Genomic DNA, 16,355 nt, shown 5'->3' on the forward strand with positions numbered 1-16,355 from the left:
TCCCCTACGAGCGGGGGCTGGAGCAGCCGGACCCTCGGATTAGCCCGGGAGGTGGCCGATGTGGCCCCGCTGCCGGTGGGGCAACCGGGCGGGAACGTACGGCCTCTGCGCGGGGCTTGCCCAAACCCCTGGTTGCGGATTGGAAACGCTGGATGAGCAGGAGATTGATGCCGCGGCCGGACTGGAACGCCCGGCGCGTTCCACGCCCGAGCCCACGGGGCACTCCAACCCACAGCGGGCTCGCTAATACTGCGGATGTGGGATGCCAACTAAGATCGCGACTATGGAATCTTCGTTTCGACGCAAGGTGGCCGCATGACCGCGCCGTTGCGTGTGGCCCTGCCCGACCAGAAACTCCTCGACGCACTGGAGCCGATCGACGGGGTGGACTTTTTCCTGTGGGACCTGGCCGGGCCCGCCCCGAAGGGTCGGATCGACCTGCTGGTGCCGCCTTACATGGGCAAGCCGGCGGCGCTCGCCGCCTTGGACGGGGCGGACGTCGGGCTGGTCCAGAGCCAGTCAATCGGGTACGACGGCGTCTCGGACGTCCTGCCCGAGGGTTGCGTTTTCGCCAACGCGGCAGGCGTCCATGAGACTTCCACGGCGGAGCTCGCCCTGGGCATGATGATCGCCAGCCAGCGCGGCATGCCGGATTTTGCCCGGAACCAGGCCACTGGAACGTGGGACAACAGCCAGCGTCCCAGCCTGGCGGACCGGCGGGTGCTGCTGGTGGGATACGGGGGAGTGGGCAAGGCCATCGAGGCCAGGCTGCTGCCGTTCGAAACAGAAGTGACCCGGATGGCCAGCCGCGAGCGCGAGGAAGCGGGCGGGAAGGTCTTCGGGATCGACTCCCTGTATGAGCAGCTTCCGTTGCACGAAATCGTGGTGGTGAGCGTTCCACTCAGCGAGCAGACCCGGCAGCTGGTGGACGCCAAGTTCCTGGCGGCGATGCCGGACGGCGCGCTGCTGGTGAACGTGGCCCGCGGTCCGGTGGCGGACACCGATGCGCTCCTTGCGGAGACGTCCTCGGGGAGGCTCCGCGCCGCCCTGGATGTAACCGACCCCGAGCCGCTGCCCGCCGGCCACCCGCTGTGGACCGCGCCCGGCGTGCTGATCACTCCGCATGTGGGCGGGGCAAGCTCGGCGATGTTCCCGCGGATGGTGCGGCTGATCAAGCAGCAGATCGGGTTGCTCCTTGAGGGCAAGGAACCGGTGAACGTGGTGCTGGGCGGAGCGTCCACCTAGGTTCGCTATCCAGGACAAGCCGTTGCTCCCTATGCTTAGGCCATGTCCTCCTATGAAGTCCGCCGCAGCGCGGTCATTCCTGCCCCCGCCGAAGACGTCTTTCCGCTGGTCAACAGCTTCCATGAGTGGACCAAATGGTCGCCGTGGGAGACGGTGGATCCCGGCATGAGCCGGCGCTACTTCGGCAGCGAATCAGGCGTGGGAGCAGGCTACGAGTGGAGCGGCAACCGCAAAGCAGGCAGCGGAACCATGGAGATCGTTGAGTCCGTGCCAAACAGCGGGATCAAGGTCCGGCTCCAGTTCACCAAGCCGTTCAAGGCCCTGAACCCCACCACCTTTACGTTCACCCCCGCACCAGGCGGCACCGAAGTCACCTGGACCATGACAGGGGAAAACAAGGGCGCTGCCAAGCTGTTCGCGCTCTTTATGAACATGGACAAACTGGTGGGGTCTGACTTCGAACGTGGACTCAAGTCGCTGTCTGAGGCCGTGGCGGCCAAGAAGAGCTGACGCGGGACCGGCGGGCTACACGGCAGGCTCGCGCCGCCTGCGGAACACGGTCCTCAGGTTGTCGCGCAGGGTCAGCTGGCTCCGCCGGCTCACCACGACGACCGCGGACAGTGCCGTCACCAGGACCACGGCACCACCGGCCGCCACTGACCAGCGTGCCCCGAACTCCGAGCCGATCCACCCCATCAGCGGTGCGCCCACCGCAGTTCCGCCCTGGAGGATCGCCAGGTAAAGGGCGAGCACCCGTCCCCGGAACTGGGGCTCCACCGAGAGCTGGATGCTGGTGTTGCAGCTGTTCAGGAACGTGATGGACGCAAGACCGACAGGAATGAGGACGGCGGCATAGAGCCAGAACGACGGCGATACGCTGCCGAGCAGCGTGAAGGCACCAAGGCCCAACGCACCACCGAGGAGGTAGCGCAGCCGGGGACCTGCCCTGCGCGCCGCGAGCAGTGCTCCGGCCAAGGTGCCCACCGCCATGATGGAGCCGAGGAGCCCGAATTCGCCGGGTCCTACGCCGAACTCGGTGGTGGTCATCAGCGCATTGGTGATGGGGAAGTTCATCCCGAAGGCGCCCAGGATGCCCACCATAAAGAGGATCAGCACCAGATCCGGCCTTTGCCGCACATACCGCACGCCTTCCGCGACCTGATGTTTCCCGCGTGCTGCCTGCATTCGTGGGGCCAGCTCGGAGGTCCGGATCCGGAACAGCGAGATGATGACGGCAGCAAAGCTGGCCGCATTGAGCAGGAACACCGGTCCCGTTCCTACCCACGCGATGAGCACGCCCGCGATGGCCGGCCCGGTGAGCCTTGCGGTATTGAACGATGCGGAGTTCAGGGCGACGGCGTTGGAGATATTGTCCTGCCCCACGAGTTCGGAAACGAACGCCTGGCGCGACGGCGCGTCTATAGCCCCGGCAATTCCAAGGCCAAGAGCGGCCAGGTAGGCGTGCCAGAGCTGGGCCGTGCCTGTGACCACCAGGAGTCCAAGCACCAGGCCGGTCAGGCCCATGGCTACCTGGGTCCACAGCAGGATGACGCGCTTGCGGTAGCGGTCCGCCAGCACTCCGCCGTACGGGCCGAGCAGCAGCATGGGAAGAAACTGCAGTCCTGTGGTGATGCCCAGGGCCGCTCCGGAATGGTTGGTGAGCACTGTCAGCACAAGCCAGTCCTGTGCCACCCGCTGCATCCACGTCCCGATGTTGGACACTATGGCCCCGCCGGCCCAGATGCGGTAATTACGATTTTCCAAGGCCCGGAACATGGCGCTCATTTGCCGCTCATCTCCTGCATGATGTGGGCGGCGCGGCTTAGGGTGCGCCGGTCCTCTTCGCTGAGTCCGGCCACGCGCTGGGCGAGCCAGGCGGTGCGCTGGTTGCGGGCTTCGGCCAGGACGGCCCTGCCGGCGTCGGTGATGTCCACCCGGACCTGGCGGCCGTCGTCGGGGTTGGCGGCCCTGGACACAAACCCCTGGTCGGCCAGGGCGTTGACGATGCGGGTCATGGACGGGGCCTGGACGTGCTCCCGGTCGGCAAGTTCGCGCAGGGTGGCGGGGCCAGCGCCGTTGAGTTGGGCCAGGACGGTGTATTGGCCGGGCGTGATGACGTCGCCGGTAGCTTCGACGCGGAGCCTGCGGGATGTGCGCATAACGGCTGTGCGGAGTTCGATGGCGAGACCGTCGGGAGTGATCGACGGCCTGGTCTTGGTGTTCTCAGTGTTGGTTGTGGTCACTGTGGGTTTGCGCCTCCGATAATGCTTAGCAATGCTAATTAGTCCCGCTAATAAGTATGCTGCTGTAATCGGAGGAGGGCAAGTGGCCAGGAGGTTGATACGCGTCACCGGTTAGGCTGGGCATGGACTACGTTCTTCGACAGGCGACGCGCGGACGTGAGGGCGCACCGTTCTACCGGGGGCACGGCTTCCAGCCGGACGGCGAGCGCGGCCTGCTTCCGCCTGAGTGGGAGGGCTTGCCCGAAATGCGCATGGTCCGGGCCGGCCGGTAATCCGGCTGGCCGCGAAGCGCGGGCTCCTACTGTCCGGCCTTGATCTTCCGCCAGCCCCCGGCGCGATTCATGGCGATGATGGCCCGGAACATTTCGACGAGGGCTTCCTCGTTGATCGGCTCGTCCTCGTGGTAGGAAATCATTCGGCCGGTCTTGTTGCCGTGCCCGCCGGTGATGATGTTGTGCGGGTCCGGGGTGAGGCCGCCGTCATACAGGAACACGTTGACATGGTCCTTCGCAGCAAGCAGTGCGCAGACATTGCCCTGCAGGACGAAGTACGGCTGGACCGTGCGTTTGATGGTTTCCTGGACCTCGGGATCTGCGGAATGGACAAGGTCCCGCACCTGCAGGCAGATGGCCTTCTGCCATGCCGGGAGGGCGTCGATGTACTGATCCACGCGGGGATCCTTCTGGTAGCTCATCGGCGATGGTACCTCATTGAGCGGCTAGGCTAAGCGCATGGGTGCCGTTGACGATTCCCTCGCCGCCATGTCTGAATCCAACCGCAGCTGCCTGGAGCGCGTCATCGAGATCGCGAGGAGCCTCGCGCCGGACGCCGTCGAGGGAGTGAGTTATGGCATGCCCGCCCTGAGGCTGGACGGCAAGCCCCTCATCGGCGTGGTGGCAGCGGCCCAGCATCTGTCCATCTTCCCGTTCTCGCCAGCCGTGGTGGACGCTGTCACCAACCATCTGGACGGCTACTCGCTGTCCAAGGGGACTGTCCGGTTTACCCTGGACCATCCTGTTCCTGATGACGTGGTGGCTGAAATGGTCCGGCTGCGGATGGCGGAGATCCGAAAGTAGGCGTTGTTGAGGCTGCTCCAGGTCTCCTGCGGCACGCCCGGGCCAGCCCGGTCTGGAACCCGTTCACTCGCCTGTGAGACCATCCGGTATGGGTGAAAACAGCGAACCGGTTGAGGACGCCGCGCCTTCCACCGGCGTGAATGACCATGCTTGGGAACGGGAGCACCGTCATCCCACAGCTGAGCAGGCAAGATCCGTTGGCTACAGGCGGAGGGACGCCGAGGCCAAACTGGAGCAGCACCTGCGCGAGGCCCGCGATAAGTCTGAAGCGGAAAGCGACGAGCAGCAGGAGCAGGACTAGCGAAGAAGTAGCATTCCCTATTTCCGTAGCCGCGAATCGGTTCCATAATTGCCACATAAGCTTCGGGGATCCTCCCGCCGATGACGGCTGGCGTGGCGTTGAAGAGTCCCAGGTGGCCGCTCAGGGCAGGCGGAATTGACGGCCACGCGGCACGGACGCAGATGTTCCGGACCGCAACAGGGGGAGAGCATCGCCATTAATGCGAAACACTGCACTAAAGGAAATCATTATGCTCAAGAATTTAGCAGTTATGGCCGTCCTTCCTGCACAGGACATCACCAGGGCGAAGGAGTTCTACAGCGACAAACTCGGACTCGAACCGGCGGAGTCCATTGAGAATGACAGCCTGGTGTACCGCTGCGGCAACGGAACATCCTTCCTGCTGTATCAGACCGGCAACGCTGGAACCGCCAAGAATACCCAGATGGGCTGGGAGACGGACAACATCGAACGCGAGATGGAGGATCTGAAGGCCCGGGGCGTCAAGTTCGAAGAATACGATATGCCGGGCTTGAAGACTGAAAATGGAATTGCGTCTGATTCATGGGGAAAGGGCGCCTGGTTCCTGGACAGCGAGGGCAACATTCTGAACCTTTCGCAAAGGGCATAGCTGGTGCACAAGCCCGCGCGTGCATTGTGCACGTGCGGGCTTCCTCTTGCGCCGGGCGGCAACATCTTTGAGTGCCCAATCTGCCGATCATTGTTACGGGCATATTCTGCTGTGCTACTCCGGCAGCTTCACAATTTTTGACAATCTTCCCCCATGAAAAAGGCCCGGCAATGAGCCGGGCCTTTTGCCCGTGGCGCCAGCCGCTGCCTGCTACGGCAGCTGCGCGGATGCCAGAAACGCAGGTGCCGCCCCGAAGGTATCCGCGGCTTTTCTTAAAATCGACGGTTTCAACACTCCTCACTTCGCGCTCATTTCACCCATCAGCCCGAGCTGCGACAAGAACTCCACCTGGTCAAAGTAGAAGTGGTGGGACGTGATCTCGCCGTTCTCCACAGTGGCCACGTCGCAGCTATGGACCCTGAGCACCTTGCCTGTTGGCTGAAGCGTTTCACCGGTGGGCATGCGCAGCAGCCCGGTGTTGGTTCCGATGACGATGCCCTCATCGATCGCCACGTTCCCCGACTCATACCGCCCGGTCTGGTCATACCGGACGTCCGGCATTGCTTCCCAAAGGTCGAAGAGGTATCTGGTGATCGCGTCCCGCCCGCGGATTTCCCCCTGGTCAGGGGTGAACGCCACGGCGTCGGCGGCGTAGCTGCGTGCCAGTGTCTCTCTGTCCTTCGATTCCATGGCCTTGTTCAAACGATCCATGACTTCGCGTGCCTGTCCCATTGTGGACCTCCAATTTTTGGGCGGCCTCACGGAAGCGGGAGGCCGCTTCGAGGGTTTGGCTTCGGCTGCTTGCCCAGCCAATTTATATTCCACGCCCGCCCCGGATGGGTGTCAACGGGCCGGTTAACCCCTTAAAACGGCAGTGCGATCAACGCAATAAGCGCCGGCACTGTGGCGCCCAGGGTGCCCGGGATGCTGTCACCTTTCCTGGGGTAGTGGCCCTGCATGTCCGCCAGGAACATGGCAGGAGCGGTAAGCACCATGTTCAGGCAGCAGTAGACCACCAGGGTGTAGCCCACAACTACGGAGCCCAGATTCACGGCTACCACCCCGGCGAGGACTCCCAGGCCGATCACCAGGTTACGGAACCCGGTGGGAATGGCCCACATCATCACGGCCGGAACATTCTGCGGCGGTGTGCTGAGAAACTTCTGCGCCCCCGGCCGGTTCATCAGGAAGCTCTCCAGCGGGAACACCGCGATGTAGATGATGGCGGCAAGGACCGCGAAGATCTGGGATACGGCGTTCATGGAGGAAGAGTACGACGGCGGCGCGCGCCCTCCCCATCCCCCTCACAGGGGTTTGGGGGTGCCGAGGGAACCCCCTTTTTGGGGGATTGCGGAGCCGCCCGTCGGGCGGATACTGGAGCTATGTGGGAGGAGCGCGCTGAGCGTGCCCGGCGGGAGATCGCCGCGCTCGCCGTCAGCGGAATGAGCCCGGCTGACCTTCATGCGTCGGCGCTCGCCGTCGTGCAGCAGGCGGTGCCGTTCGAGCAAGGGTGCTGGGCCGCTGTGGACCCCGACTCGATGGTGATGACCTCCATTACGAACTGGAAGCCGTGGCCGGTGGCCGCGCGCGAGTACGAGGAATACTCAGCCCGTTTCGCCGAAACCGAGTACAGCGGCCAAGAACCGAATAACTTCGCCGAGCTGCTGCGACGTCCGCGTCCCATCGCCCGGATGTCCGACGCCCCGCACCGGGATGTGGTTCACAGCGTGCGGATCAATGACCTGTTGAAGCCCCAAGGCCTGGAGCACGAACTCCGGGCGGCCTTCCGCGTGGACGACGCATGCTGGGGAGTGGGAAGTATCTTCCGTGATGGTGGCCGGGACTTCAGCGACCGGGAAGTCGAATTCCTGAGTGCCGTAACGGCCACGCTGGCAGCAGCCACCAGGATCGCCGCCCGGGTCAGGCAGCAAACCCGGCCCGCCGCCGTCGGGCCCGTCATCGTGATCGCCGGCCGGCACGGTGAAATGCGGGCAGCAACCCCTGCCGCCGCGGCCTGGCTTGCCGAGGTGGAGGGCACCGCTCCCGGACGCTTCAGCATGGCGCTGTACTCCGTGGTGGCACAGGCTCACAGCGCTGCGTCCGGCGCCGCCAGGGCCAGGATGCGCGATGCCGGCAACAACTGGGTGGTTTTGCAGGCCAGCCGGCTCATCAGCGGCGATGATCCCGAACAGATGGTGGTCACGGTGGAACCGGCGACCACCCATGATCTCGCCACCCTCCTGATGGCTGCCTACGGCTTCAGTGCCCGCGAACGGGAAGTCTGCCGGGAGGTGCTGTCCGGGAATACAACGGCGGACATCGCCCGGCACCTGTTCATCTCCCCGCACACAGTCCACGACCACCTGAAGTCGCTGTTCGAGAAGGTTGGCGTGGGCAGCCGCGGGGAGCTGGTGGCGGCGCTTGTCGCCTGAGGCGAGGCGACGGGCTCAGGCGGTCTTGGGGGCGGTGGCTGGCATCCGCGGCCGGCTGATGGGCAGAGTCCTCCCGGGGCGGGCTCAGCCTTCCCCTGCCGGGCGCCCGACGGGAGTGACGCGGATCCGTGCGATGCGCAGCCGGTCCATGGCCGTCACCATGAGAACGTGGCCGTCCACCTCCACCTGGTCGCCTGTCTGCGGGAGCCGGCCCAGCCGGTCGATAACGTAGCCGGCGACTGTTTCGTAGTGTCCGTCGGGCAGTCTGATGCCGGACGCCGAAGCGAACTCCTGGAGGATCAGTCCGCCGTCGACGTCCACGGAACCGTTGGCTCTGGTGACGTGGTCCTCGGGGTCCGTGCCGGCGTCGTACTCGTCATAAATCTCACCGACGAGTTCCTCCACCAGGTCCTCCAGCGTGACGATGCCGTCAGTGCCGCCGTATTCGTCCACCACCAGCGCGATGTGCTGGCCCAGCCTGCGCATGCGGGACAGGGAAGGAAGCACTCTGTTGGTTCCCGGCAGCGGGAGGATTTCGCGGACGATGTCCCGCACTAGCCCCTCGTCGTAGTCCCCGTCCCGGGGCATGAGGTCACGGATGTGGATGAAGCCCAGGACGTCGTCGGGCGTCCTGTCCATCACCGGATAGCGCGAGAAGGGGCCGTCCCGGAGCAGGCTGCGGGCAGCGGAGACGGTGAGGTTTCCGCTGATAAAGGTGACGTCGGTGCGGGGCCGCATCACCTCCTGCAGCGAGCGGTCACCGGCGCCGAAAACGTCGGAGAGGATGCTGCGGCTGTGTTCCTCCAGCGCCTCGCTCTCGGCCACCATGTCCCACAGTTCCTCCGAGGTGACGCCTTCCTGCTTGGCGTTCGGGTTGCCGCCGAAAAGTCTGACCACGGCGTCCGTGGACACGGACAGCAGCCAGACGGCCGGGCGCATGATCTCGGACAGGACGTGCAGGGGAGGGCCCAGGATTTTGGTGAAGCCGACGGCGCTCTGCATGGCGAGCCTCTTGGGCACGAGTTCGCCCAGCACCAGGGAAAGGTAGGCCACCAGCAGGGTCATGCCGATGAAGGAGGCGGGCTCGGCTGCGGCGCCGAATCCGATGCCCCGCAGGAGGGGTTCGACGTCGGGCGCGATAGTGGAGGCGCCATAGGCCGCCGAGAAGAAACCGGACAGGGTCACGCCGATCTGGACCGTGGAGAGGAACCTGTTGGGGTTCCCGGCCAGGGCTGCAATCCGGGCGCCGCGCTTTCCAGCCTTCTCCATCCGGCGGACCTGGCTTTCGCGGAGGGACACCAGCGCCATTTCGGTGCCGGAGAAGACTCCGCCCAGCAGCACAAAGAAGAGGACCAACAGAAAATTGACCAGGGTGTCGGCGTCCATGATCAGACACTACCGAATGGCTGCCGTTCTTTTGTCCCGCGCCTCCTGCCAAGCCGTAGTCCTCACCCATACGCCGCCGTCGCCGCTCCGAAGACCCTGTGAACGAGGCGCAGGCCGTGGGAGGACCTAACCGAATGAACCAGAAAAGCCGGAAGGCACTCATCAGCATCCCCATCGCCGTGGTGGCGGGCGTGCTCATTGCTCTTGCCGGCAGCCAAGCCGGCGCCACCGTTGGCGGTTTACCGGTGTTCGCGCTGGGCGTGGCTGCCGCGTTTGTGATCCAGTGGCTGATGTTCATCCCGTCGTACAGGGCGCAGACGGAAAAGTCTTACGACCTCACCGGCGCCCTGACGTTCATCACCATCACGGTATTCCTGGTGCTGGCGAGCCCGGGCGTGGATGCGCGCGGCTTGCTGCTGGCGGCCATGGTGGTGCTGTGGGCCGTCCGGCTGGGCGGTTTCCTGTTCCAGCGGGTGATGAAACACGGCAAGGACGACCGCTTCGATGAGCTCAAGCCGGATTTCACCCGCTTCCTGAACACGTGGACCCTCCAAGGTCTGTGGGTGGTTCTCACGGCGGCGCTGGCCTGGGTGGCCATCACCTCTGATCAAAAGGTGGGCCTGGACGCGTTCTTCTGGGCGGGCCTGCTGGTGTGGGCGGCGGGCATCACGGTGGAGACCGTGGCGGACCTCCAGAAGACCCGCTTCAAGGCCGACCCCGCCAACAAGGGCCGCTTCATCAATACCGGCCTGTGGTCCAAGTCCCGGCACCCGAACTACTTCGGCGAGATCACGCTCTGGGTGGGCGTCGCCGTCATCGCCCTGCCCGTGCTGCAGGGCTGGCAGTGGGCCGCCCTGGTTTCGCCGGTCTTCGTTGCCATGCTGCTGATCAAGGGCAGCGGTGTCCCGCCGCTGGAGGCGAAGGCGGACAGGAAGTGGGGCGGCCAGCCCGACTACGAGGCCTACAAAAAGGACACCCCGGTCCTGGTTCCCAAGCTGACGTAGCGGGCCGGGTAGCAGGGCGTACGACGGCGGCACCCGGGTTGGGTGCCGCCGCTGCGGTTTGGTGGGTACCGTGTCCTCATGCAGAAGATATCGATTGATGCCCTGGCCCGCCAGCAGCTCGAGGCGGCCGTTTCCGGATCCAGCGGACGTGCTTCGGACACGGTGTTCGGCGGCCACGAAAAGAAGCTGCGGCAGACGGTGATGGCCTTCCGCGCCGGCACCCAGCTCAGCGAACACCTGAACCCCGGCGAGGCCACGGTATTCGTCATCAGGGGGTCGGTGTGGCTGAAGTCCGGCGGTGAGTCGTGGCAGGGAAAGGCCGGGGACCTCCTGATCGTCCCGGACGGGATGCACAGCCTGGAGGCGGAGGAGGACTAGGCGGTGCTGTTCACCGCGGTGAAACTGGACCGCTAGAAAGGGAGAGCGCTCCGATTGGGGCAAGGGGACCACGCCGTAGTGCCCCCACCGTTCGGTAGGGGCACTACTGATGCGTGCTGACTTTCGCCGTCTCCGTCCCTAGCCGATCAGGGTGGTGATGAGCCGGATGGAGGAGGCCACGATGGCGATGAGTCCGATGGCGCCGAAGAGGTTGTGCCACCACTTGTTGCGGAGGTCGCCCATAACAGAGGACCTGTTGGCCATGATGACAATCAGGACGCCCAGCAACGGCGCGATGAGGACTGTCAGGGACTGCGCGATGACGATTAGGCCCACAGGCGAGGCCTGGAAGGAGAGAGTGATGATCAGGCCGAAGGCCAGGATGATGCCGGTGAATATGCGGGCCGTGGGGGATCCTGCCTTCGCTCCGCGGCCGAGGGCATCGGAAAGCATGGTGCCGCCTGCGGTCGCGTTGGCGATCATTGAGGAGAATGCCGCGCCTGAGAGGCCCAGGGCGAACACCATCGCGCCGATGGGGCCTGCCAGGGGTGTGAAGACGGAGGCCAGGGCGTTGATGGTGCCTGCCTCGGCGCCGGTTTTGCCGAGTACGGCGGCGGCCACCATGATGACCAGGGCGGTCATGATGCCGGGGGCCACAATGCCCGGGATGGTGTCCACGAGCGTGATGTCCCGGTAGTCATCGCGGGTACGGCGGTGTTCCTTCACGCCATAGGAGGTGTAGAAGGCAGCGTTGATGGAGAAGTTGGTGCCCACCAAGGCAACGATGAGGATTTCACTTCCCGGCGGCAGGCTGGGGACGACGCCGGCCAGGGACCGGTACCAGTCAGGCTGGGCTACCACCGTGCTGGCGATGAAAGCCAGGCCCATGAGGACGACGATCACCAGGAGGGCTTTTTCGACAATTCCGTAGACGTTACGGAACGCCAGGACAAAGCCGACGGCGATCGTGCAAACAACCGTCCAGAGGACGGGCGATCCACCGAAAATCAGGGAGAGCCCCAAGCCGGATCCCACGGCGTTGCCCACGGAGAACATCAGCGTGATGCCGAAAACGCCGAAGCCTGCCAGTACGCCGACCCATTTGCCGAGGTGGTCCTTGATCGAGGTGATCAGCGAGGTGGGGGTGGCAATGCCGAGGCGGACGCTCATGTCGGTGAAGAAGATCATGAGGACGGTTGATACCGCGATGACCCAGACCAGGCTGTAGTCGAAGCGGCTGCCCGCCTGCACGGCGGTTGTGAGGTTTCCGGGGCCGAACTGCCAGGCTCCCACCACGAAGGCAGGGCCCATGAGGGCCAGGTATCCCAGGAAAGTGCGGTGTTTCCTGGTGGTGCCGTGGGCCTGGTTTCCTTGCTGGGTTGCCATCTGTTCTTCCCTGGTTACGGGGTGGGTGATGGTCTTATTGTGCTCGCGCATCGGCGAGTCCTCCTTATGCAGCGACATTGCTGGGGGTCGTCCTTGACCGGGGTGGAGAGTCAGTGCTTGGAACGGGTGGCGGGCGGGGCCCGCCACCCGGAAGGATCCGTGGGAGCGGGGATCAGACAGTTGCGGTGACGTTGCCCAGGTTGGCCGACTTCAGGGCCAGGGCGATTTCCTGGTCGGCTCCTTCTGCCAAGGGCAGCAGCGGCGGGCGGACGGTGGCGTGCTCCAGGATGCCGCGCGCCACGAGGCCTTCCTTGAGGGCAACGGTGCCTTCCATGTGGGAACCGCGGTGGTACACGTTCTTGGTAACGGGCAAGAGCCGGTCGTGGATGGCCCGGGCCGCGGAGTAGTCCTTGGCTTTGCCGGCTGCGATCAGTTCCACCAGCGGTTCGGGGGCGAGTCCGCCGTAGCCCACCAGGGCACCGTCGACATCGAACATCGTGTGCAGCAGGTACTCGTCGTGGCAGGTGAGGATCTGCAGGTCCGGATAGGTGGCTCGGAGCACGGGGATCTCCGTGTCCCAGCGCTTCATGTTGCGGACGCCGTTCTTGGTGGCAAACACGCCTTCCATCCCGGCGATTTCCAGCTGGGTTTCGAGATCGTACGTTGCCTTGGTGGCATCGGGGTACTGGAACAGGATCAGCGGCAGGCCGGACGTTTCGTAGATTTCCTTGTAGCGCGTCTGGGGTGCGCCCTTCTGGTAGCCGAAGCGCAGCCAGCCGTGGGAGGGGTAGACCAGGCCGGCGGATGCGCCGGCTTCGACGGCCCGCTTGGCCTCAAGGGCTGCGACGGTGTTTCCTTCAGCGGTGATGCCGGCGATGATCGGGATTTCACCGTTGACGGCGTTCTTGAATTCGCGGATCACCAGGGCCTGTTCGTCCTGGGTCAGGAAGGTGCCTTCGCCTGCGTGGCCGAGGACGACGAGTCCCTTGACGCCTTCGACGCTGGCGAGCCAGCCGCCCAGCCGGTGGATGGCGTCGACGTCTACGCTGCCGTCGCGGTTGAACGGGGTGACGGGGGCGGGGACCAGCCCGCGGAGATCGATGGTCATTGCAGCTACCTCTTGTCTTCTTTGATGGTCGGCAGTCCCGGCGCGGTATCCTCGGTGTGAGAACGTTTGCGGGAACGTTTTCAGTATGGAACGTGTCCCACCTCACTGTCAAGGGAACGTTTGCAAGAAGGAGGAATAGAGTGTCTCTTACGCCCCTGCTGAAGAGGAGAACCGCCATGGACCCGGCCGCCCCCGTCACGATCGTCACGCTCAAGGACGTTGCCGCGGCCAGTGGCGTGAGCATCTCCACCGCGAGCCGGGCACTGGATGAGCGCACCACCTCCCGCTCCGCCGCAGCCGCCCATGTCCGGAAAGTAGCCGAGGACCTCGGCTACCGCCGCAATTCCTTCGCCTCAAGCCTCCGCCGCGGCGAAACACGCACCCTGGGCGTACTTGTTCCGCGGCTCAGCGACACCGTGATGGCGCTGATGTTTGAAGAACTCGAACGCGCCGCCTCGTCCCGGGGCTATTTCGCCATGGTGGCCACCAGCGGTGACGATCCCGACGACGAGAAGCGGGCGGCCGAAACCCTGCTGGACCGCAACGTGGACGGGCTGATCCTGGCAACCGCGCGCCTGGACGACGAACTTCCCCGCCTCCTGCGCCAGCGCAATGTGGCACACGCACTGGTGCTCCGCACCGACGGCGTCAGCCCCTCCGCCCTCGGCGACGACGAAGTGGGCGGCTACCTCGCCGTCCGGCACCTCATCGACCTGGGCCACCGCGAGATCGCCGTGGTTACCGGGCCGTCCTTCACCTCCACTGGCATCGCCCGCCTCGCCGGCGCCCGCAAGGCCTTGGACGAAGCAGGCATTGCCCCGCGTGAGCAGTGGCTGGTGGCGGCAGGCTACGGTATCGAAAATGGGTTCACTGCGGGCGAGGCACTGCTGGCTGATGACGAAAACCGGCCGACAGCAATTTTCGCAGCCAATGACAACATCGCCATGGGAATCATGGCGGCAGCACACCGGCAGAGCCTGAAAATCGGCTCCGACCTGGCACTCGTGGGCTACAACGACACGCCCCTGTCCTCCAGGCTTCCCACACCCTTGACCTCCGTCCACGTCCATTTGGACCAAATCGCCAGGACAGCCATCGACCTCATCATGGAGCCCGGCAAGGAACCCCGGGTCCGGAAGTCCATCCCCACCCTCATCCCGCGTGAATCGAGCGGGCCGCCGCGGCAAAACCGCTGAACTGAAGACAGGGCCCCGGGCTAGCATGGGTCCACACCGCACAGGAAGGGCACCTGATGAAATCGAATGAAGTCCTGCTGGACACGTTTGGCCGGATCCGGGAGACCGTGGAAGCTGTCCTGGATGGGGTGGATGACGAAACACTGGTCCGCCGCCCGGCCGGCACCGGGAATTCAATCGCTTGGCTGATCTGGCACCTCGGCCGGGTGGAGGACGCGCAGGTGGCCTCCGCCGCCGGCTTGGAACAGGTGTGGATTGACCAGGATTTTGTGGGGCGCTTCGGCCTGCACCTGTCCAAGCGCGACACCGGCTACGGCCACTCCAGCCAGCAGGTGGACGAGGTGAGGGCGAGCCCCGGCCTGTTGCTCGAGTACTACGACGCCGTCCACCGGCAGACTGTCGGGGTGCTGGAGACGCTCAGCGAAGGGGATCTGGACCGGGTGGTGGACACGGGCTGGGACCCGCCGGTGACGTTCGGTGTGCGGCTCGTCAGCACGGTGGCCGACTGCCTGCAGCACGTGGGTCAGGCGGCGTACGCCAAGGGCCTCAGGTCCTGACCCTGCCTCAGGCCGTCGTCCTGGGAACGCAGGAAAGAAGAAGTGCTGCCCGGGTCAGTGCGTGCTCTCGCGCTCGCCGAGGGGCCGCGGCCGCTTCCAGATGGACTCCCGGGGGCCCGGCGGGTACGCGGTTGTCTTTCCGGCGTACGCGATGACCAGTGCGGCGATGACCGGGAGCGCTGCGGCGGCCGGCACCAGCAGGGGACCCGCGAGCACCAGCGCGGCGGAGCCGTAGAGGGCGCCGATGGTGATGCCCAGCTGGATGGTGAGGACAGTGAGCCCGTTCGCCGCGTCCTTGTTCTCGCGGCCCGCCCGGAGGATGGCGGACTGGTTGTAGATGCCGATCGCCCCCAGTCCCGCACCCCACACCGTCATCAGGGCCAGCGCGGCGAAGAGGCTGCCACCCACAAAAGGCAACGCCAGCATCGACACCGCAATTGCCGCCGTCGTGATCAACAGCGAACGGCGCGGGTGGGAATCAACGGTGAGGCCGGCGATCCAGATGCCCACCAGGCCGGAGACGCCCAGGACGGTGAGGGAGAGGCTGATGGCGTAGTCGGGCAGGCCGGCTTCGCGGATGTACGGAGCGATGTAGGTGAAGAGCGCGAAGTGGGCCAAGACCAGCAGTGGCCAGGCGATGGCTACGGACTTCACGCCGGGCTGGGCGATGGCTGCGCGCATGGACGGGCGGACCTCGCCGGCTCCGCGCCGTGCGGACGGCAGGAAAAAGAAGGCAAGGCCGGCCAGGAGCACGCCGAATGCTGCCAAGGCGAGGAAACCGGCACGCCAGCCCAGGACCGTCCCCAGCGCGGTGCCCGCCGGTGCGCCGATGGCCAGGCCCAGGCTGTTGCCGCTGAAAACGATCGCGAGGGCCTTGCCCACTTTGTCGGCCGGAACCACGCGGGCCACGTACGGAGCCATGGTGGTCCAGAGCAGCCCGTGCGCCAGGCCGCCCACCAGCCGGGCTCCCATGGCGAACGTGAAGTTCGGGGACATGCCCACCAGGGCGTTGCTGAGCGCGAAGGTCAGGACCAGCGCCACCAGCAAAGGCCGCTTCGGGATGTTGGCCAGCAGCCGCGCGGCCGGCACCACCGTCACCACTATGACGGCGGCATACGCGGCGGCGAGGTAGCCGGCCACCGGTTCGGAGACGTCCAGGCCGGTGCTGATCTGGGGGAGAAGGCCGGACGGGAGCAGTTCAGTGGTAATGGCGGTGAAGGCGATGGTGGCCAGGACCATCATGGCGGCAAGCGGGAAACGCTTGGGCGCCGGCGCGGAAATCGCGGAGGACATGGGAAAGGGTTCCATTCAAGGGGGAGGGGCTGGAACCGGGCGCTGCTCGCCTAACAATTCCTCCAACAAGTTTACCCTGTGAACTAACAGCGTCCCACCAACGGGAACGGCGCTGCTGGGGCCGAAAAGGCCCGCTTCCG

At 65.3% G+C, this 16,355-nt stretch carries 20 protein-coding genes; 11 read left to right on the forward strand and 9 right to left on the reverse strand.

Going from position 1 to position 16,355, the window contains the following annotated elements:
* The first annotated feature begins 315 nt into the window (after positions 1-315).
* On the forward strand, positions 316-1,245 hold the full coding sequence (locus AC5RVY_RS15025) for a 2-hydroxyacid dehydrogenase (RefSeq protein WP_493955501.1): 930 nt from the start codon (positions 316-318) through the stop codon (positions 1,243-1,245).
* A gap of 42 nt (positions 1,246-1,287) precedes the next feature.
* Positions 1,288-1,755 (forward strand): SRPBCC family protein, encoded by a 468-nt coding sequence (locus AC5RVY_RS15030; protein ID WP_493955502.1) that lies wholly within the window; start codon positions 1,288-1,290, stop codon positions 1,753-1,755.
* Positions 1,756-1,770: 15 nt separating this feature from the next.
* Here the strand turns inward: AC5RVY_RS15030 and AC5RVY_RS15035 are convergent, their stop codons facing one another.
* Entirely contained in the window at positions 1,771-3,030 is a 1,260-nt protein-coding gene (locus AC5RVY_RS15035; protein WP_493955503.1) for an MFS transporter, read from the reverse strand.
* Positions 3,027-3,488 carry a MarR family winged helix-turn-helix transcriptional regulator gene (locus AC5RVY_RS15040; RefSeq protein ID WP_493955504.1) on the reverse strand — a complete coding sequence of 154 codons (462 nt, stop codon included), beginning with the start codon at positions 3,486-3,488 and terminating at the stop codon, positions 3,027-3,029. The genes AC5RVY_RS15035 and AC5RVY_RS15040 overlap by 4 nt, the downstream gene beginning before the upstream one ends.
* A gap of 122 nt (positions 3,489-3,610) precedes the next feature.
* Between AC5RVY_RS15040 and AC5RVY_RS15045 the strand changes: the two genes are divergently transcribed.
* Positions 3,611-3,760, forward strand: a complete 150-nt coding sequence (locus AC5RVY_RS15045) for a hypothetical protein (protein ID WP_493955505.1) — start codon at positions 3,611-3,613, stop codon at positions 3,758-3,760.
* 26 nt (positions 3,761-3,786) lie between these two features.
* On the opposite strand, the gene AC5RVY_RS15050 is transcribed toward AC5RVY_RS15045, so the two are convergent.
* Positions 3,787-4,182 (reverse strand): DUF1801 domain-containing protein, encoded by a 396-nt coding sequence (locus tag AC5RVY_RS15050; protein ID WP_493955506.1) that lies wholly within the window; start codon positions 4,180-4,182, stop codon positions 3,787-3,789.
* 37 nt (positions 4,183-4,219) lie between these two features.
* Between AC5RVY_RS15050 and AC5RVY_RS15055 the strand changes: the two genes are divergently transcribed.
* The 3 genes from AC5RVY_RS15055 to AC5RVY_RS15065 all read left to right on the forward strand — a co-directional run bounded on the left by AC5RVY_RS15055 (position 4,220) and on the right by AC5RVY_RS15065 (position 5,475).
* Positions 4,220-4,564, forward strand: coding sequence for an iron chaperone (locus AC5RVY_RS15055; RefSeq protein WP_493955507.1), 345 nt, complete (start codon positions 4,220-4,222; stop codon positions 4,562-4,564).
* Positions 4,565-4,652: 88 nt separating this feature from the next.
* Positions 4,653-4,865, forward strand: coding sequence for a hypothetical protein (locus AC5RVY_RS15060; protein WP_493955508.1), 213 nt, complete (start codon positions 4,653-4,655; stop codon positions 4,863-4,865).
* 229 nt (positions 4,866-5,094) lie between these two features.
* Entirely contained in the window at positions 5,095-5,475 is a 381-nt protein-coding gene (locus AC5RVY_RS15065; protein WP_493955509.1) for a VOC family protein, read from the forward strand.
* 297 nt (positions 5,476-5,772) lie between these two features.
* On the opposite strand, the gene AC5RVY_RS15070 is transcribed toward AC5RVY_RS15065, so the two are convergent.
* Both AC5RVY_RS15070 and AC5RVY_RS15075 read right to left on the reverse strand, forming a co-directional pair.
* Positions 5,773-6,207: a nuclear transport factor 2 family protein gene (locus AC5RVY_RS15070; protein WP_493955510.1), complete on the reverse strand. Its 435-nt coding sequence runs from the start codon at positions 6,205-6,207 to the stop codon at positions 5,773-5,775.
* A gap of 131 nt (positions 6,208-6,338) precedes the next feature.
* Positions 6,339-6,737 (reverse strand): DUF1304 domain-containing protein, encoded by a 399-nt coding sequence (locus AC5RVY_RS15075; RefSeq protein ID WP_493955511.1) that lies wholly within the window; start codon positions 6,735-6,737, stop codon positions 6,339-6,341.
* 120 nt (positions 6,738-6,857) lie between these two features.
* On the opposite strand from AC5RVY_RS15075, the gene AC5RVY_RS15080 reads away from it, so the two are divergent.
* Complete coding sequence (locus tag AC5RVY_RS15080; RefSeq protein ID WP_493955512.1) at positions 6,858-7,907, forward strand: helix-turn-helix transcriptional regulator; 1,050 nt, start codon at positions 6,858-6,860, stop codon at positions 7,905-7,907.
* 84 nt (positions 7,908-7,991) lie between these two features.
* On the opposite strand, the gene AC5RVY_RS15085 is transcribed toward AC5RVY_RS15080, so the two are convergent.
* Positions 7,992-9,293 (reverse strand): hemolysin family protein, encoded by a 1,302-nt coding sequence (locus AC5RVY_RS15085; protein ID WP_493955513.1) that lies wholly within the window; start codon positions 9,291-9,293, stop codon positions 7,992-7,994.
* A gap of 134 nt (positions 9,294-9,427) precedes the next feature.
* Here AC5RVY_RS15085 and AC5RVY_RS15090 point away from each other — a divergent pair, with 134 nt between their 5' ends.
* Both AC5RVY_RS15090 and AC5RVY_RS15095 read left to right on the forward strand, forming a co-directional pair.
* On the forward strand, positions 9,428-10,297 hold the full coding sequence (locus tag AC5RVY_RS15090; protein WP_493955514.1) for a DUF1295 domain-containing protein: 870 nt from the start codon (positions 9,428-9,430) through the stop codon (positions 10,295-10,297).
* Between the two features lie 78 nt (positions 10,298-10,375).
* Positions 10,376-10,675, forward strand: coding sequence for a cupin domain-containing protein (locus AC5RVY_RS15095; RefSeq protein WP_493955515.1), 300 nt, complete (start codon positions 10,376-10,378; stop codon positions 10,673-10,675).
* Positions 10,676-10,813: 138 nt separating this feature from the next.
* Here the strand turns inward: AC5RVY_RS15095 and AC5RVY_RS15100 are convergent, their stop codons facing one another.
* On the reverse strand, positions 10,814-12,112 hold the full coding sequence (locus tag AC5RVY_RS15100; RefSeq protein WP_493955516.1) for an Nramp family divalent metal transporter: 1,299 nt from the start codon (positions 12,110-12,112) through the stop codon (positions 10,814-10,816).
* Positions 12,113-12,233: 121 nt separating this feature from the next.
* Positions 12,234-13,169 carry a dihydrodipicolinate synthase family protein gene (locus tag AC5RVY_RS15105; protein ID WP_493955517.1) on the reverse strand — a complete coding sequence of 312 codons (936 nt, stop codon included), beginning with the start codon at positions 13,167-13,169 and terminating at the stop codon, positions 12,234-12,236.
* 176 nt (positions 13,170-13,345) lie between these two features.
* On the opposite strand from AC5RVY_RS15105, the gene AC5RVY_RS15110 reads away from it, so the two are divergent.
* Positions 13,346-14,365, forward strand: a complete 1,020-nt coding sequence (locus AC5RVY_RS15110; RefSeq protein WP_493955641.1) for a LacI family DNA-binding transcriptional regulator — start codon at positions 13,346-13,348, stop codon at positions 14,363-14,365.
* A gap of 56 nt (positions 14,366-14,421) precedes the next feature.
* The gene (locus AC5RVY_RS15115) at positions 14,422-14,922 is read left to right on the forward strand and encodes a mycothiol transferase (RefSeq protein ID WP_493955518.1); all 501 of its coding nucleotides are present in this window, start codon (positions 14,422-14,424) and stop codon (positions 14,920-14,922) included.
* 54 nt (positions 14,923-14,976) lie between these two features.
* Here AC5RVY_RS15115 and AC5RVY_RS15120 read toward each other — a convergent pair whose 3' ends face one another.
* On the reverse strand, positions 14,977-16,215 hold the full coding sequence (locus AC5RVY_RS15120) for an MFS transporter (RefSeq protein WP_493955519.1): 1,239 nt from the start codon (positions 16,213-16,215) through the stop codon (positions 14,977-14,979).
* Positions 16,216-16,355 lie beyond the last annotated feature (140 nt).

This window comes from Arthrobacter sp. Ha26 (genome assembly GCF_059091705.1).

Bases quoted from the DNA above. Each gene is read 5' to 3' on its own strand.
- AC5RVY_RS15025 (WP_493955501.1), top strand. From the start codon at position 316: ATGACCGCGCCGTTGCGTGTGGCCCTGCCCGACCAGAAACTCCTCGAC.
- AC5RVY_RS15030 (WP_493955502.1), top strand. From the start codon at position 1,288: ATGTCCTCCTATGAAGTCCGCCGCAGCGCGGTCATTCCTGCCCCCGCC.
- AC5RVY_RS15035 (WP_493955503.1), bottom strand. From the start codon at position 3,030: ATGAGCGCCATGTTCCGGGCCTTGGAAAATCGTAATTACCGCATCTGG.
- AC5RVY_RS15045 (WP_493955505.1), top strand. From the start codon at position 3,611: ATGGACTACGTTCTTCGACAGGCGACGCGCGGACGTGAGGGCGCACCG.
- AC5RVY_RS15050 (WP_493955506.1), bottom strand. From the start codon at position 4,182: ATGAGCTACCAGAAGGATCCCCGCGTGGATCAGTACATCGACGCCCTC.
- AC5RVY_RS15055 (WP_493955507.1), top strand. From the start codon at position 4,220: ATGGGTGCCGTTGACGATTCCCTCGCCGCCATGTCTGAATCCAACCGC.
- AC5RVY_RS15060 (WP_493955508.1), top strand. From the start codon at position 4,653: ATGGGTGAAAACAGCGAACCGGTTGAGGACGCCGCGCCTTCCACCGGC.
- AC5RVY_RS15065 (WP_493955509.1), top strand. From the start codon at position 5,095: ATGCTCAAGAATTTAGCAGTTATGGCCGTCCTTCCTGCACAGGACATC.
- AC5RVY_RS15070 (WP_493955510.1), bottom strand. From the start codon at position 6,207: ATGGGACAGGCACGCGAAGTCATGGATCGTTTGAACAAGGCCATGGAA.
- AC5RVY_RS15075 (WP_493955511.1), bottom strand. From the start codon at position 6,737: ATGAACGCCGTATCCCAGATCTTCGCGGTCCTTGCCGCCATCATCTAC.
- AC5RVY_RS15080 (WP_493955512.1), top strand. From the start codon at position 6,858: ATGTGGGAGGAGCGCGCTGAGCGTGCCCGGCGGGAGATCGCCGCGCTC.
- AC5RVY_RS15085 (WP_493955513.1), bottom strand. From the start codon at position 9,293: ATGGACGCCGACACCCTGGTCAATTTTCTGTTGGTCCTCTTCTTTGTG.
- AC5RVY_RS15090 (WP_493955514.1), top strand. From the start codon at position 9,428: ATGAACCAGAAAAGCCGGAAGGCACTCATCAGCATCCCCATCGCCGTG.
- AC5RVY_RS15095 (WP_493955515.1), top strand. From the start codon at position 10,376: ATGCAGAAGATATCGATTGATGCCCTGGCCCGCCAGCAGCTCGAGGCG.
- AC5RVY_RS15100 (WP_493955516.1), bottom strand. From the start codon at position 12,112: ATGCGCGAGCACAATAAGACCATCACCCACCCCGTAACCAGGGAAGAA.
- AC5RVY_RS15105 (WP_493955517.1), bottom strand. From the start codon at position 13,169: ATGACCATCGATCTCCGCGGGCTGGTCCCCGCCCCCGTCACCCCGTTC.
- AC5RVY_RS15110 (WP_493955641.1), top strand. From the start codon at position 13,346: ATGGACCCGGCCGCCCCCGTCACGATCGTCACGCTCAAGGACGTTGCC.
- AC5RVY_RS15115 (WP_493955518.1), top strand. From the start codon at position 14,422: ATGAAATCGAATGAAGTCCTGCTGGACACGTTTGGCCGGATCCGGGAG.
- AC5RVY_RS15120 (WP_493955519.1), bottom strand. From the start codon at position 16,215: ATGTCCTCCGCGATTTCCGCGCCGGCGCCCAAGCGTTTCCCGCTTGCC.